This is a genomic window from Arthrobacter sp. 135MFCol5.1 (assembly GCF_000374865.1).
In the GTDB taxonomy this organism is placed as follows: domain Bacteria; phylum Actinomycetota; class Actinomycetes; order Actinomycetales; family Micrococcaceae; genus Arthrobacter.
This window is the reverse complement of sequence record NZ_KB895455.1, coordinates 155,903-170,373: the sequence shown is the minus strand read 5'-3', so window position 1 is coordinate 170,373 and position 14,471 is coordinate 155,903. Positions and strand designations below refer to the sequence as shown.

At 66.0% G+C, this 14,471-nt stretch carries 14 protein-coding genes; 13 read left to right on the top strand and 1 reads right to left on the bottom strand.

All coding sequences use genetic code 11. From position 1 onward, the window contains the following. Positions 1–8: 8 nt before the first annotated feature. The 6 genes from C563_RS0109385 (at position 9) to C563_RS0109360 (ending at position 5,230) form a co-directional block, all read left to right on the top strand. Positions 9–1,538 carry an extracellular solute-binding protein gene (locus tag C563_RS0109385; protein WP_018761793.1) on the top strand — a complete coding sequence of 510 codons (1,530 nt, stop codon included), beginning with the start codon at positions 9–11 and terminating at the stop codon, positions 1,536–1,538. Further along, positions 1,539–2,510 (top strand): ABC transporter permease, encoded by a 972-nt coding sequence (locus C563_RS0109380; RefSeq protein WP_018761792.1) that lies wholly within the window; start codon positions 1,539–1,541, stop codon positions 2,508–2,510. 2 nt (positions 2,511–2,512) lie between these two features. Further along, positions 2,513–3,385: a carbohydrate ABC transporter permease gene (locus C563_RS0109375; RefSeq protein WP_018761791.1), complete on the top strand. Its 873-nt coding sequence runs from the start codon at positions 2,513–2,515 to the stop codon at positions 3,383–3,385. Between the two features lie 23 nt (positions 3,386–3,408). Beyond that, positions 3,409–4,119 (top strand): rhamnogalacturonan acetylesterase, encoded by a 711-nt coding sequence (locus C563_RS0109370; protein ID WP_018761790.1) that lies wholly within the window; start codon positions 3,409–3,411, stop codon positions 4,117–4,119. Positions 4,120–4,134: 15 nt separating this feature from the next. Next, a complete protein-coding gene (locus C563_RS0109365) occupies positions 4,135–4,791 on the top strand; it encodes a DUF1961 family protein (RefSeq protein ID WP_231369864.1) in 657 nt (218 codons plus the stop codon). Between the two features lie 61 nt (positions 4,792–4,852). Further along, entirely contained in the window at positions 4,853–5,230 is a 378-nt protein-coding gene (locus C563_RS0109360) for a DUF7793 family protein (protein WP_018761788.1), read from the top strand. A gap of 12 nt (positions 5,231–5,242) precedes the next feature. Here C563_RS0109360 and C563_RS0109355 read toward each other — a convergent pair whose 3' ends face one another. Then, positions 5,243–6,265: a LacI family DNA-binding transcriptional regulator gene (locus tag C563_RS0109355; protein WP_018761787.1), complete on the bottom strand. Its 1,023-nt coding sequence runs from the start codon at positions 6,263–6,265 to the stop codon at positions 5,243–5,245. A gap of 152 nt (positions 6,266–6,417) precedes the next feature. Here C563_RS0109355 and C563_RS0109350 point away from each other — a divergent pair, with 152 nt between their 5' ends. The 7 genes from C563_RS0109350 (at position 6,418) to C563_RS0109320 (ending at position 14,464) form a co-directional block, all read left to right on the top strand. Then, the gene (locus C563_RS0109350; protein WP_018761786.1) at positions 6,418–6,762 is read left to right on the top strand and encodes an L-rhamnose mutarotase; all 345 of its coding nucleotides are present in this window, start codon (positions 6,418–6,420) and stop codon (positions 6,760–6,762) included. A 91-nt stretch (positions 6,763–6,853) separates the two neighbouring features. Continuing rightward, positions 6,854–8,020 (top strand): L-rhamnose isomerase, encoded by a 1,167-nt coding sequence (gene rhaI / locus C563_RS0109345; protein ID WP_018761785.1) that lies wholly within the window; start codon positions 6,854–6,856, stop codon positions 8,018–8,020. A 5-nt stretch (positions 8,021–8,025) separates the two neighbouring features. Further along, positions 8,026–10,074, top strand: a complete 2,049-nt coding sequence (locus C563_RS0109340; RefSeq protein ID WP_018761784.1) for a bifunctional rhamnulose-1-phosphate aldolase/short-chain dehydrogenase — start codon at positions 8,026–8,028, stop codon at positions 10,072–10,074. After that, on the top strand, positions 10,071–11,558 hold the full coding sequence (locus tag C563_RS0109335; protein ID WP_018761783.1) for a rhamnulokinase: 1,488 nt from the start codon (positions 10,071–10,073) through the stop codon (positions 11,556–11,558). Before C563_RS0109340 ends, C563_RS0109335 begins: the two co-directional genes overlap by 4 nt. 4 nt (positions 11,559–11,562) lie before the next feature. Continuing rightward, positions 11,563–12,366 (top strand): (Fe-S)-binding protein, encoded by an 804-nt coding sequence (locus tag C563_RS0109330; protein WP_018761782.1) that lies wholly within the window; start codon positions 11,563–11,565, stop codon positions 12,364–12,366. Then, positions 12,366–13,838: a LutB/LldF family L-lactate oxidation iron-sulfur protein gene (locus C563_RS0109325; protein ID WP_018761781.1), complete on the top strand. Its 1,473-nt coding sequence runs from the start codon at positions 12,366–12,368 to the stop codon at positions 13,836–13,838. Before C563_RS0109330 ends, C563_RS0109325 begins: the two co-directional genes overlap by 1 nt. Beyond that, a complete protein-coding gene (locus C563_RS0109320) occupies positions 13,835–14,464 on the top strand; it encodes a LutC/YkgG family protein (RefSeq protein ID WP_018761780.1) in 630 nt (209 codons plus the stop codon). The genes C563_RS0109325 and C563_RS0109320 overlap by 4 nt, the downstream gene beginning before the upstream one ends. Positions 14,465–14,471 lie beyond the last annotated feature (7 nt).

Below are 14,471 nucleotides of genomic sequence, written 5' to 3'. Positions count from 1 at the left end.
GGAAGAATATGATCCGCAGGAAACTTTCCCTGGCCGCCGCCGTCGTCACCGCCGCGGCCCTGTCCCTCACGGCCTGCAGCGGAGGTGACGCCCCGGCCGCCGACCTCACTTCGGTGTCCATCATGGCGCCCTTCCTCGAGGCGCAGCCGCCCGGCGCGGACGGCGCAGTGCAAAAGAAGCTGGAGGAGATCACCGGCAAGCAGGTAAAGATCAACTGGGCTCCCAACGCCTCCTACGAGGACAAGACCAACATCACCCTGGCAGGATCGGACATCCCGCAGGTCATGGTGATCCAGGGCAAGAGCCCCGGGTTCGTCAAGAACGCCCAGGCCGGTGCCTTCTGGGACCTCACCGGCAAGCTGGACAAGTACCCCAACCTCAAGACCACCTACCCGGACATCCAGCAGAACGCCAGCGTCAACGGCAAGGTCTACGGCATCTTCCGCGGCCGCGCCCCGATGCGGACCGCGGTCATGTTCCGGCAGGACTGGCTGGACAAGCTGGGCCTGCAGCCGCCCAAGACCGTGGAGGACCTCTACAAGGTGGCCAAGGCGTTCACCGAGCAGGACCCGGACGGCAACGGCAAGAATGACACCTACGGCATCACGATTCCCAAATGGGGCGCGCTGGGAAGCAACAGCCCCTACGACGTCATCGAGGAATGGTTCGGGGCCGGCAACCGCTGGACCGAGCGGGACGGAAAGCTGGTACCCAGCTTCGAGACCGACGAGTTCCTCCAAGCGGACCGCTTCATCAAGAAGATGGTGGATGAGAAGCTCATCAACCCCGACTTCGCCACGTTCGACAGCACCAAATGGAATGAGCCGTTCTTCAACGGCAAGGGCGGCATCATCGTGGACGTCGATTCCCGGGTCAGCGTCCTCATCAACCTGTTCAAGCAGGCAGATCCCAACAACTTCCAGAACAAGGTGGGCTTCGTGGGCAACCTCGAAGGCCCCGACGGCAAGCTGCACGCCCACCCCACCGACGGCTACTCCGGCTTCCTGGCCGTCCCGAAAGCCAGTGTCCGGACGGAAGCCGAACTGGACAAGGTCCTGGAATTCCTGAACACCCTGAACGGCAAAGATGCCGGCATCCTGCTGAACAACGGCATTGAGGGCGTCAACTTCACGGTGGTGGACGGCAAGGCCGCTCCGGTCAAGCCGGAAACGGACGCCAGCAAGGCCGTCACCACGGACATCAAGAGCTACGCCCAGCTGGGCATGAACGTTGCCGGCAACCAGTTCTACCCGGTCAAGCAGGCCAGCGACTACGAGCAGCAGGTCTTCGACAAGCGCACCGACGTCATGGCGGAGGACCTCAAGAGCGCCGTCTACAACCCGGCAGCGCCTTACGTTTCCGCCACCTATGTGGCCAAGGGGGCCCAGCTGGACAACATCGTGGCCGATGCCCGGATCAAGTACCTGGCGGGCCAGATCGATGAGCAGGGGCTCAAGGACGCCATCAAGCTGTGGAACACCAGCGGCGGCGACAAGGTCAAGGAAGAGATCAACAAGCTCTGGCAGGACAACAAGTAAATGGCAGCCCCCGTTGTCGAGGCTGAGGCACGGGCGGCCAACCGGCCGCCCGTGCGGGAACGGAAGAACGGCAGGTTTTCCGTCCATTTCGCGCACTACAAGTGGTTGTACCTGCTGCTGCTGCCAGGCGTGGTGTACTTCGCGGTGTTCCGGTACGCCCCCATGTATGGCGTATCCATCGCGTTCAAGGATTACGTCCCGTTCCTGGGGGTAAACGGCAGCCCCTGGGTGGGAGTGCAGAACTTCACGGATTTCTTTGCCAACCCGGATTTTCCCCGGCTGTTGGGCAACACCCTGATCCTGGCATTCCTGAACCTGGGCATCGCCTTCCCGCTGACCATCGTCCTGGCCCTGCTGCTCAATGAGGTACGCCTGTCCGTCCTCAAGCGCACGGTCCAGACCCTGGTGTACATCCCGCACTTCCTGTCCTGGACCATCGTGGCGTCCCTGAGCTTCCTGCTGTTCGCCCTGGACATCGGCCCGCTGTTCCAGTTCCTGAATAACGTCATGGGCACGAACATCGATTTCCTGTCCGATCCCGCGTGGTTCCGGCCCCTGATCGTGCTGCAGGACATCTGGAAGAACACCGGCTGGGGCACCATCATCTTCCTGGCCGCCCTGGCCACGGTGGACCAGGACCAGTACGAGGCCGCCATCATCGACGGCGCCGGCCGGTTCCGCCGGGTCTGGCACATCACACTTCCCGCGATCCGGTCCACCATCATCGTGATGCTGATCCTGGCCATCGGGCAGATGCTCAACACCGGCTTCGAACAGATCTACCTGATGACCAACGCCCTCAACCGCGAGGTGGCGGACGTCTTTGACACCTACGTCTATTTCGTGGGCATCACCCAGGGCGCCTACAGCTACTCCACGGCAGTGGGCCTGTTCAAATCCCTGGTGGGCATCGTGCTGATCTTCGGCACCAACTGGCTGGCCAAACGATTCAACCAGAGCGGACTGTTCTAGCCATGAAAATCCACAACACCCGCGGCGGCCGGGTTTTCGACGCCGTCAACTATGTGTTCCTTGCCCTGATCGGCATCATCACCCTGCTGCCGTTCGTCTACGTCTTCGCCGGGTCCTTCGCCACCGAAGCGGAGATCACCCGCCGGGCATTCTTCGTCTGGCCCGAGAAATTCACCCTGGGCTCCTACGAGTACATCTTCGCCACCCCGGCGTTCACCCGCGCCCTGGTCACCACCATCCTGGTCACCGCCGTGGGCACCTTGGTCCAGCTGGCCTTCACCGTGACCATGGCCTACCCGCTGGCCAAGAAAAGCCTGCGTGGCAGGAACGTCATCCTGTCGCTGGTGGTCTTCGCCATGGTCTTCTCCGGCGGCATGATCCCCACCTTCCTGCTGGTCAAGGACCTGGGCCTGCTCAACTCTTACTGGGCCCTGATCCTGCCGGCGGCCATCAACCCCTTCAGCCTGATCATCATCAAGAACTTCTTCCAGGAACTCCCTGCCGAGCTTGAGGAATCGGCCAAGATGGACGGCGCCACCGAGATCGGCATCCTCTGGCGGATCCTGCTGCCGCTGTCCAAGCCGGTGCTCGCAACGTTCGCGCTCTTTTACGCCGTGGGGATCTGGAACGACTTCATGTCCCCGTTGCTGTACCTGAGCGACAACTCCAAGTGGACGCTGCAGATGTACCTGCGGCAGGTCACCGCCGCCTCGGACCTCCTGGGCACCGGCAACGTGGACCCCAACTACATCCCGCCGGAACAGGGCATCAAGTTTGCGGTGATCGTGGTGGCCACCCTGCCCATCCTGATCTTCTATCCGTTCCTGCAAAAGCACTTTGCCAAGGGCATGCTCATCGGCTCCGTCAAGGGCTGACCCCGTACTGGAGGAAGCACACCATGAAAATCCTGCTGGCCGGCGACTCCACGGTTGCCGACTGCCCCACCCAAGAGTTCCCGATGAGCGGTTGGGGAGCGCAACTTCCGCCGCATACCTACCGGTGGGGCTCGGTGCACAACTTCGCCAAAGGCGGGGCAAGCACGGAATCCTTTCGCGACGAGGGACTCTGGGCGGACCTGCTGGCCGAGGCCGGGCCCGGCGACGCGGTGCTCATCCAGTTCGGCCACAACGACCAGAAGAAGCAGCACCTCGCCGCGCGAACCGGATACGCGGCCAACCTGCGCACCATGGTGGACGAGGTGCACGGGGCCGGCGCCGCGCCGCTCCTGTGCACCTCGGTGGAGCGGCGGCACTTCCTCGACGCCAGGCACCAGGGCGACGGCCCGGCGTCGGGCGCTGTCCTGGAGGCAAGCCTGGAGGACTACCCCGAGGTGGTCCGCGAACTCGGCTTGGAACTGGGCGTGCCGGTGGTGGACCTGAACGCCTGGACCCGGGACCTGTACCTGCGGCTGGGGCGCGACAGATCGCGGAACCTCTTCTGCCACTTCGCGCCCGGTGAGCACGCCCGCTGGCCCGGTGGCCTGGCGGACAACACCCACTTCTCGCAGCAGGGTGCCATGCTGGTGGCCGGGGAGGTGGCCCGGCAGCTTGGCCGGCTGGGATACGGAGTCCTTGAGCCGGCATTGGGTACGACGTCGGGACAGGGCTAGGTGGACGCCGCGGGCTTGGCAACGGGCGTCCTCTACAGCAACCCGCTGGCAGGCCCGGACGATGTCGCCGGCTGGGTGGCGGAAGGGCCCTTGGGCCTCGGCAGACATAACGGCGCCCTGGAGCTGTCCGGCACCCTGGATGACGGCGAGTTCGGCGACCATGCGCACTGGACCTTCTGGTGCCCCGAGGAGTTTCCGGACGGCATCCGCATCAGCTGGGATTTCCTGCCGCTCGCCGAACCGGGCCTGGCCATGCTGTTCTTCGCGGCCGCCGGACAGGGCGGGCTGGACCTTTTCAGCCCTTCGCTCGCGCCCCGGACCGGGTACTACCCGCAGTACCACTCGGGCGACATCGATGTACTGCACGTTTCCTACTTCCGGCACAAACACCAGTCCGAGCGCGCCTTCCGCACGTGCAATCTCCGCAAGAGTGCCGGCTTCGAACTGGTGGCCCAAGGCGCGGATCCGCTGCCGCCCACGGAAGACGCCGCCGGTTTCTACCGCCTCAACGTCGTGAAAGAAGGGCCACGGGTGGAGTTCGCCATCAACGGGTTGAGGCTCTTTCAGTGGCACGATCCGTCGGACAAAGTGTTGGGCGGCGGCCGGATCGGATTCCGCCAGATGGCACCGCTGCGCGCCGCCTACCGCAACCTGCTGGTGGAGAAGGTTTAGGTCGCTTCCGCACTGAGGCAAGATAGGAGGCGTACATCTGCCCACTGGAGGGAGGCGGGACATGGAACCCGTATTGGTCGACGGCGGCAAGGGGACGGTGGAGCTGGGCCCGGACGGCATTCTCCATCTCATCTGGGAGCCCAAGGTACGGATCGAAATCCACGATGCGCAGGCAGCAATGGCCACGGTCAACGACATCGCCGGCGACGGCAGCTACCCCATGCTGGTGGACATGGCCACCACGGAGTCTGTCAGCAGGGAAGCCCGCGGGGTCTTCTCCATCCCGTGCGCGGCCAACCGCATCGCCCTGCTCGGGGCAAGCCCGGTGGACCGGATCATCGCCAACTTTTTCCTGGGCGTCCACATTCCGCCGTGCCCCACGCGCTTCTTCACGTCCCGGTCCGAGTCCATGAAATGGCTGCTGCAGCCGGACAAGTAGCGGACCCGCGGCTCAGCCGGCTGCCGGCGCGGCCGTGCTCTGCCGTACCACCAGCTCGGGCGTGAACACTACCGCCCGGTGGACAGGGTTTTGGGATTCCACTTCTTCGGACAACAGCTCGATGGCCGTCCGCCCCAGCAACTCGGTGGGCTGGCGGATGGAGGACAGGGGGACCACGGCGGAAACCGCAAAATCGATGTCGTCATAACCAATCAATGCCACATCCTCCGGGATGCGGAAGGTGTGCGTCATGGTGAGGGACTGCATGACGCCCAGGGCCAGGAGGTCGTTGGCGCAGAAAATTCCGTCCGGCAGCTCCGCGCGGCCCCGCTGCACCAGCATGTCGCCCACGCTTCGGCCGGCAAGGACCGTCTGGCCCTCCGAGTCCAGCACCTCCAAGGTGGCGTCCGGTTCCTCCTTGACGGCCCGGCGGGCGCCTTCGAGGCGGTCCGCCACCTGGCGGATGGAGGTGGGGCCACCCACGAAGGCGAGCCGGCGGCGGCCGGTGTCCAGCAGGTGCCGGGCTGCGAGGTAACCGCCTGCGTCGTCATCCACTGCCACGGAGCTGAACTTGGATTCGTCAGCCAGCCGGTCCACCAGGACGGTGGGGACGCCGCGCTCGCGGAGGAGGTCCAACCGGTCCGTGACATCGCCTACCGGGGAAATCAGCAGGCCCTGAACGCGCTGCTCCTGGAAGAGGTCGATGTAATTCGCTTCGCGGCCGGCGTCGTGTCCGCTGTCCCCGAGCAGCACGGCGCTGCCCTGGAGGGCGGCGGCGTCCTCGGCCGAGCGGACCACGGAGGTGAAGAAGGGGTTGCCCACGTCCAGGACAATGAGGCCGATGGTGCGGCTGTGGCCAACCCGGAGCTGGCGGGCGGCATCATTGCGGACGAAGCCCAGCTCGTCGATGGCCCGCAGGACCCGTTCCCTGGTCCGCTCCGATACCCGGTCCGGGTAGTTCAGGACGTTCGAGACCGTTCCCACGGCCACGCTTGCGTGGGTGGCGACGTCCTTGATACTTGCTGTCCGGTTCATCGAATCTCCGTGCTGGTCTGTCCGCGGCCGGGTGTCCCGCGCGGACGATCAAAAGTTCTCTGCCATTGCTTGACACCTGCTCAGGTTCAACTGTACTTTGAATCGTAACAATGAAACGATTCAAAAAAACGCGAGTTTGAACAGGAGAACCAATGAGGGTCTGTTTCCGTTCCTCGGTCCAGCGGGCGCTCATCGACGAGTACCGCCGCCGGCACGCAGCGGTATGGCCGGAGATGCTGATCGCCCTCAAAGAAGCCGGCTGGCACAACTATTCGCTGTTCCTGGGAGACGACGGGCTCCTGGTGGGGTACGTGGAATGTGACGACTTCGACGCCGTCCGCGCCCGGATGGCCCTGACGGATGTCAACGCCAGGTGGCAGGCGGAAATGGCAACACTCTTTGAAGACTCCGGCCAGGCGCCCGATGAGGGGTTCCGCGTGCTGGAGGAAGTCTTCAACCTTGACAGCCAGTTGGCGGCCAGCGCATCCGCAGGCTGACCGCCTGCGCGCACAACTTTCGCACCAACAGCAACAGGGCTCCAGCAGCGGGGCACCACAACCACACGAACCACACACCGGAAAGAACATCATGAACGACGTAGCAACGGCGCTGGGCAGGCTCGAGGAGCTTGCCATCGAGGTCCCCTCGTGGGCCTATGGAAATTCAGGCACGCGGTTCAAGGTGTTCGGTACGCCCGGCACGCCGCGCACGGTCCAGGAAAAGCTGGCCGATGCCGCCAAAGTCCACGAACTGACCGGGCTGGCCCCCACCGTGGCCCTGCATATCCCGTGGGACAAGGTGGACGATTACGCAGCCCTGAAGGATTACGCCGCCGGCCTGGGGGTGGGGCTGGGCACCATCAACTCCAATACCTTCCAGGATGACGAGTACAAGTTCGGTTCCCTGACCTCCTCCAACGAGTCGGTGCGCCGCCGCGCCATCGAGCATCACCTGGACTGCATCCAGATCATGCACGCTACGGGCTCACGCGACCTGAAGATCTGGTTGGCGGACGGCACCAACTACCCGGGCCAGGACGATATCCGCGGCCGGCAGGACCGGCTGGCCGAATCCCTGCAGGAAATCTACGCGGCCCTGGGGGATGAGCAGCGGCTGGTGCTGGAGTACAAGTTCTTCGAACCGGCTTTCTACCACACCGATGTCCCGGACTGGGGCACGTCCTACGCGCAGACCCTGGCACTTGGGGAGAAGGCGTTCGTCTGCCTGGACACCGGCCACCATGCCCCCGGCACCAACATCGAGTTCATCGTGATGCAGCTGCTTCGCCTGGGCAAGCTGGGGTCCTTCGACTTCAACTCGCGCTTCTACGCCGACGACGACCTGATCGTGGGCGCCGCCGATCCGTTCCAGCTCTTCCGCATCATGCACGAGGTGATCCGTGGCGGCGGTTTCGGGAAAGAGGCCGGCGTCGCCCTCATGCTGGACCAGTGCCACAACCTGGAGGAGAAGATCCCGGGACAGATCCGCTCGGTCCTGAACGTCCAGGAGATGACGGCCCGCGCCCTGCTGGTGGACACCACCGCCCTGGGCGAGGCACAGCGCGCCGGGGACGTGCTGGCCGCGAACGGCATCTTCAACGATGCGTTCTACACCGACGTCCGGCCCATCCTGGCTGAATGGCGTGAATCCCGCGGCCTGCCCGCGGACCCGATCGCTGCCTACAAGGCCAGCGGCTACCAGAAACAGATCAACGAGGACCGCGCAGGCGGCCAGCAAGCCGGATGGGGCGCATAAAGGGCATGAACATGCAGAACGCAGCCAAGACTGTTGAAGACCTGATTTCCCGTTCCAACCGCCTCGGCGCGGACAAGCGGAACACCAACTTTGCCGGCGGGAACACCTCCGCCAAAGGCATCGAGAAGGACCCGGTCACGGGCGAGGACGTCCAGCTGTTGTGGGTGAAGGGGTCCGGTGGGGACCTGGGCACGCTGAAGCCACAGAACCTGGCCGTGCTCCGGCTGGACCGGTTGACCGCCCTGAAGAACGTGTACCCGGGCGTTGAGCGTGAAGACGAGATGGTGGCGGCTTTCGATTATTGCCTGCACGGCAAGGGCGGGGCCGCACCGTCGATCGACACGGCGATGCATGGTTTGGTGGACGCCGCCCATGTGGACCACCTGCACCCGGACTCCGGCATCGCCATTGCCACCGCCGTTGACGGGGAAGCACTGACCACCAAGATCTTCGGCAACAAAGTGGTCTGGGTTCCCTGGCGCCGCCCCGGTTTCCAGCTGGGCCTGGAGATCGCAGCGATCAAGGACGCCAACCCGCAGGCCATCGGCACCATCCTGGGCGGCCACGGCATCACCGCCTGGGGCGCCACCAGCGAAGAAGCGGAAGCCAATTCCCTGTGGATCATCGACCAGGCCGAAAAGTACATCGCAGAGAACGGCACGGCCGAGCCCTTCGGCGCCAAGCTCCCGGGTTACGGCGCTCTGCCGGAAACCGAACGCCGTGCCAAAGCCGCAGCGTTGGCACCGGTGATCCGCGGCCTGGCCTCCACGGACAAGCCGCAGCTGGGGCACTTCAGCGACGACGCCGTCGTCCTGGACTTCCTCGAAGCCGCCGAGCACCCGCGCCTGGGCGCCCTGGGTACCTCCTGCCCGGACCACTTCCTCCGCACCAAGGTCAAGCCGCTGATCCTGGATCTTCCGGCCGACGCCTCCATCGAGGATTCGATTGCCCGGCTGCAGGAGCTCCACGCCGACTACCGCGAGGACTACCAGGCGTACTACGACCGCCACGCCGATGCCGATTCGCCGGCGCTGCGCGGCGCCGACCCGGCCATCGTGCTGGTGCCCGGCGTGGGGATGTTCTCCTTCGGCGCCAACAAGCAGACCGCCCGGGTTGCCGGCGAGTTCTACATCAATGCCATCAACGTCATGCGCGGCGCCGAGGCCATCTCCACCTACGCACCCATCGAGGAATCCGAGAAATTCCGGATCGAATACTGGGCGCTGGAGGAAGCCAAGCTGGCCCGGATGCCAAAGCCCAAGTCGCACGCCACCCGCATTGCGCTGGTGACCGGCGCGGCATCCGGGATCGGCAAGGCCATCGCCACCCGCCTCGCCGCGGAAGGCGCGTGCGTGGTCATCGCCGACCTGAACCTCGAGAATGCGCAGAATGTGGCCGAAGAACTCGGCGGCCCGGACGTTGCCATCGGCGTCCAGGCGGACGTCACGGATGAGGCCCAGGTCGCCGCGGCGATCGACGCCGCCGTCCTGGCCTTCGGCGGCGTGGACCTGGTGGTCAACAACGCCGGACTGTCCATCTCCAAGCCGCTGCTGGAAACCACCGAAAAGGACTGGGACCTGCAGCACAACGTCATGGCCAAGGGCTCCTTCCTGGTGGCCAAGGCCGCCGCGAAGGTCATGATCGCGCAGGGCTTGGGCGGGGACATCATCTACATCTCCTCCAAGAACTCCGTGTTCGCCGGCCCCAACAACATCGCCTACTCCGCCACCAAGGCAGACCAGGCCCACCAGGTCCGGCTCCTCGCGGCCGAACTGGGTGAGCACGGCATCCGCGTCAACGGCATCAACCCCGACGGCGTGGTCCGCGGCTCCGGCATCTTCGCCGGCGGCTGGGGCGCAAAACGCGCGGCGGTCTACGGCGTCGACGAGGAGAAGCTGGGCGAATACTACGCCCAGCGCACACTGCTCAAGCGCGAAGTCCTGCCCGAGCACGTAGCCAACGCGGCCGCCGTCCTCACCAGCAACGAACTGTCCCACACCACCGGCCTGCACATCCCCGTGGACGCCGGAGTGGCCGCAGCCTTCCTGCGATGAGCACGCACGTTCCAGGCGTTGACGGTGCTGGTTCCGGCGCCGGCGTCTTCGCCGCCGTGGACATCGGTGCCTCGTCCGGCCGGGTCATGCTGGGTCGCGTGACTCCCGGCGCCGGGGTGTCGCTGGAGACCGTCCTCCGCTTCCCCAACGGAGTGGTGGAGATCGATGGCGGCCTCCGCTGGGACTTCGACGCGTTGTTCGCCGAAGTCCTTGCCGGCCTTAGGGCTGCGGCCACCGTGGCCTCGGCACAGGGGGAAACCATTGCCAGCATCGGTATTGACACCTGGGCCGTGGACTACGGCCTGGTGACCAAGGCCGGCCGGCTGGTGGCGCAGCCATTCAGTTACCGCGACGACCGCAGCCGGGCCGCAGTGGCGCCGGTCCACGCCAAGCTGGACCCCGCGCGCCTCTATGCCACCACGGGGTTGCAGTTCCTGCAGTTCAACACCATCTACCAGTTGGCCGCGGAACAGGACCTCGACGGGCTGCAGGCCCTGCTGATCCCGGACCTGATCGCCTTCCTGCTCACGGGCATCCGCCGGACGGAAGCCACGAATGCCTCCACCACCGGGCTGTTCGACGCCGTGGCAGGGGAGTGGGCCACCGAGTTCTTCGCTCCACTGGGCTTACGGAAGGACCTGTTCCCGCCGCTGATCCAGCCCGGTGAAACTGTCGGCACGCTGCTGCCGGAGATTGCCGCCGCGGTGGGGCTTACCCAGGACACGAAGGTGGTGGCCGTCGGCTCGCATGACACCGCATCCGCCGTCGCCGCGGTCCCTGCGGAGAAGGATGCCTTCGCCTACATTTCCTCCGGCACGTGGTCGCTGGTGGGACTGGAACTGAAGCATCCGGTCCTGACCGAGGCCGGCCGGGAAGCCAACTTCACCAATGAACGCGGGGTGGACGGCACCATCCGGTACCTGCGCAACATGGGCGGGCTCTGGCTGCTCAGCGAATGCCAGCGGACCTGGGCCTTGGAGGGCTTCCGGCCGGAACTGACCGCCCTGCTCACGGCGGCCGCGGCCCTTCCTGCCGGTGGTCCGGAAGTGAACGCCGATGATCCCTACTTCATCGCTCCCGACAACATGCCCGAGCGCATCCGGGCGGCGGTCCGGCGCACCGGTGAGGTCCTGCCCGACGATCCTGCGGCGATCACCCGCTGCATCATGGACAGCCTCGCCAGTGGTTACGCCCGGACCATCACCGCTGCCGAACGCCTTGCCGGCCGTGCCGTGGAAGTGGTCCATGTGGTGGGCGGCGGTTCGCAGAACACCCTGCTCTGCCAGCTCACCGCCAACGCCACCGGACGTCCCGTCATCGCCGGACCCGTGGAAGCCACTGCCCTGGGCAACGTGCTCGTACAGGCCCGCGCGGCCGGGGCAGCCGCGGGCGGGCTGCCGCAGCTGCGCGAAATCATCGCGACGGGAACGAGCCTTCGCCGCTACGAACCCGCGCCCCTGCCCGTGAACGCCGCCAGGAATTGAACCCATGAAGATCGCACTTTTCGCCACCTGCATCGTGGACGCCATGTATCCACGCGCCGCCCAAGCAACGGTGGCGGTCCTTGAACGCCTGGGCCACGAAGTGGTCTTTCCCCAGGGGCAGGCCTGCTGCGGGCAGATGCACGTCAACAGCGGCTACCTCAAGGAAGCCCTTCCCGTGGTGGCCAACCACGTGCGGGCCTTCGAATCCGAAGATTACGACGTCGCCGTGGCGCCGTCCGGTTCCTGCGTCGCCTCGGTGAAGCACCAGCACCCCATGGTGGCCCGGCACGCGGGGGACGCCGCCCTGGAAGAGCGGGCTGACGCCGTCGGAAAGAAGACCTACGAACTCTCGGAACTCCTGGTGGACGTCCTGGGCGTCACCAACCCGGCGGCGCAGCTGGGCTCTTACTTTCCGCACACCGTGACGTACCACCCGTCCTGCCACGGCATGCGGCTGCTCACGCTGGGTGACCGGCAGGCCGGGCTGCTGCGGGGTGTCAAGGGCCTGGAACTGGTGGACCTGCCGGAAGCGGACCAGTGCTGCGGCTTCGGCGGCACGTTCTCCGTGAAGAATGCCGACGTCTCATCAGCGATGCTGGCGGACAAAACAGCGAACATCCGCAGCACCGGTGCGTCCGTGTGCGCCGGCGGCGACTACTCGTGCCTGATGCACATCGGCGGTGGCCTGTCGCGGCAGGCAGACACCATAGGTACCCTCCACCTGGCGGAAATCCTTGCCAGCACCGAAACGGAACCGGTCGCGGTCCCCGGGCCCGCCGGGCGAACCGTCAAGGTGGTGGCCAAATAATGTCCCGCACCCCGATCGGGATGCCCGGCCTGCGCCCCGGCATCGGCAACCTGTTTGCCGAAGAGAAGTTTCCGTCCGCTGCCCGCCGCGAGCTCGGCAACAGCCAGCTGCGGAAGAACCTGAAGCACGCCACGTCCACCATCCGCGCCAAGCGCCTGGCCGTGACCGGTGAGCTGCCGGACTGGGAGGAACTGCGGGAGGCGGGCAGTGCCTTGAAGACCTCCGTCATGGCCCGGCTGCCGGAACTCCTGGAGGCTTTCGAAGCCAACGTCACCGCCCGCGGCGGAACGGTCCACTGGGCCCGCGACGCCGACGAGGCCAACGCGATCATCCACGGGCTGGTCACCGCCCAAGGCGTGGATGAGGTGGTCAAGGTCAAGTCCATGGCCACCCAGGAAATCGGCATGAACGAGTACCTGGAAGAGCGCGGCATCTCGGCGTTCGAGACCGACCTTGCCGAGCTCATCGTCCAGCTGGGCCACGACAAGCCCAGCCACATCCTGGTCCCGGCGATCCACAAGAACCGCACTGAGGTCCGCGACATCTTCCTCCAGGAAATGCCCGGCGTCGATCCCGGCCTCACGGACGAACCCCGCCGGCTGGCCATGGCCGCCCGCGCCCACCTGCGGGCCAAGTTCCTCACCGCGAAGGTGGCAGTCTCCGGCGCCAACTTCGGCATCGCCGACTCCGGCACGCTGGGTGTGGTGGAGTCCGAGGGCAACGGCCGGATGTGCCTGACCCTCCCCGAAACCCTGATCACGGTCATGGGCATCGAGAAGCTGCTTCCCACGTTCTCCGACCTGGAAGTCTTCCTCCAGCTGCTGCCGCGCTCCTCCACCGGCGAGCGGATGAACCCGTACACCTCGCTGTGGACCGGCGTGACCGAGGGTGATGGTCCGTCGAATTTCCACGTGATCCTGCTGGACAACGGCCGCACCAATGCCCTGGCCGACGAGATGGGACGCTCCGCGCTCCACTGCATCCGCTGCAGCGCCTGCATCAACGTCTGCCCGGTCTACGAGCGGGCCGGCGGCCACGCCTACGGCTCCACGTACCCTGGCCCCATCGGCGCCATCCTGTCGCCGCTGATGACCGGCATCGAGGCGGAAGAGAACGGCTCGTTGCCGTATGCGTCCTCGCTGTGCGGCGCCTGCTACGACGCCTGTCCGGTGAAGATCAACATCCCGGACATCCTGGTCCACCTGCGCGGCAAGGACGTGGACGCCCACCGCGGCGGCCTGCCGTCCGAGCTGGACGTGGGACTCAAGGCCGCCTCTTGGGCGCTCTCCGGCGGACGCCGCCTGGCCGCCGTCGAAAAGCTCCTGCCCCTGGGCCGGGCCGCCGCCGGACGGGACAAGAAGATCAAGAAGCTGCCCGGCCTCGCCGCCGGCTGGACCCAAAGCCGGGACATCCCGGCGCCCCCGGCGCAGTCCTTCCGTGACTGGTGGGCCAAGGAGCACAAGAGACCATGAGCACCCGAGAACAGATCCTTGCGGCCGTCCGCACCGCACTCAAGGACGCCCCCGCCGTCCCGGACATCCCCCGGAAGTACCGGCTGGACGGGGAGGCCGACGCGCAGCAGCGCATCGACGTCCTGGTGGACCGGTTGGAGGACTACAAGGCCGGAGTCACCGTGGTGGACGAAGACGCAGTCCCCGCCACCATCCGGGACCTCCTCGCCGGGGCCGGCTCCTACGTGGTTCCCGCCGGCCTGGACCCGGCCTGGCTGGCCTGGGAGACAGACACCAGCAGGATCAGGTACGACGGCGGCGCGCACGGAGCGAGGTCCGTCACCGAGCTCGACGCAACAGACGCCGTGGTGACCGCCAGTGCGGTGACCGTGGCGGAATCCGGGACCATCATCCTGGACGGCAGCCCGGACCAGGGCCGCCGCGCCATCTCGCTCATCCCGGACCACCACGTCTGCGTGGTGCGCAGCCGGGACGTCACCGCGATCCTGCCCGAAGCGCTCCGCCGCCTGGACGGAACAAAGCCCCTCACCATGATCAGCGGACCGAGCGCAACCTCGGACATCGAGCTTGAACGCGTCGAAGGCGTCCACGGGCCCCGGCGGCTGGATGTCGTCATCATCCGGTGAAGCTGAA

Bases quoted from the DNA above. Each gene is read 5' to 3' on its own strand.
- C563_RS0109385 (WP_018761793.1), top strand. From the start codon at position 9: ATGATCCGCAGGAAACTTTCCCTGGCCGCCGCCGTCGTCACCGCCGCG.
- C563_RS0109380 (WP_018761792.1), top strand. From the start codon at position 1,539: ATGGCAGCCCCCGTTGTCGAGGCTGAGGCACGGGCGGCCAACCGGCCG.
- C563_RS0109375 (WP_018761791.1), top strand. From the start codon at position 2,513: ATGAAAATCCACAACACCCGCGGCGGCCGGGTTTTCGACGCCGTCAAC.
- C563_RS0109370 (WP_018761790.1), top strand. From the start codon at position 3,409: ATGAAAATCCTGCTGGCCGGCGACTCCACGGTTGCCGACTGCCCCACC.
- C563_RS0109360 (WP_018761788.1), top strand. From the start codon at position 4,853: ATGGAACCCGTATTGGTCGACGGCGGCAAGGGGACGGTGGAGCTGGGC.
- C563_RS0109355 (WP_018761787.1), bottom strand. From the start codon at position 6,265: ATGAACCGGACAGCAAGTATCAAGGACGTCGCCACCCACGCAAGCGTG.
- C563_RS0109350 (WP_018761786.1), top strand. From the start codon at position 6,418: ATGAGGGTCTGTTTCCGTTCCTCGGTCCAGCGGGCGCTCATCGACGAG.
- rhaI (WP_018761785.1), top strand. From the start codon at position 6,854: ATGAACGACGTAGCAACGGCGCTGGGCAGGCTCGAGGAGCTTGCCATC.
- C563_RS0109340 (WP_018761784.1), top strand. From the start codon at position 8,026: ATGAACATGCAGAACGCAGCCAAGACTGTTGAAGACCTGATTTCCCGT.
- C563_RS0109335 (WP_018761783.1), top strand. From the start codon at position 10,071: ATGAGCACGCACGTTCCAGGCGTTGACGGTGCTGGTTCCGGCGCCGGC.
- C563_RS0109330 (WP_018761782.1), top strand. From the start codon at position 11,563: ATGAAGATCGCACTTTTCGCCACCTGCATCGTGGACGCCATGTATCCA.
- C563_RS0109325 (WP_018761781.1), top strand. From the start codon at position 12,366: ATGTCCCGCACCCCGATCGGGATGCCCGGCCTGCGCCCCGGCATCGGC.
- C563_RS0109320 (WP_018761780.1), top strand. From the start codon at position 13,835: ATGAGCACCCGAGAACAGATCCTTGCGGCCGTCCGCACCGCACTCAAG.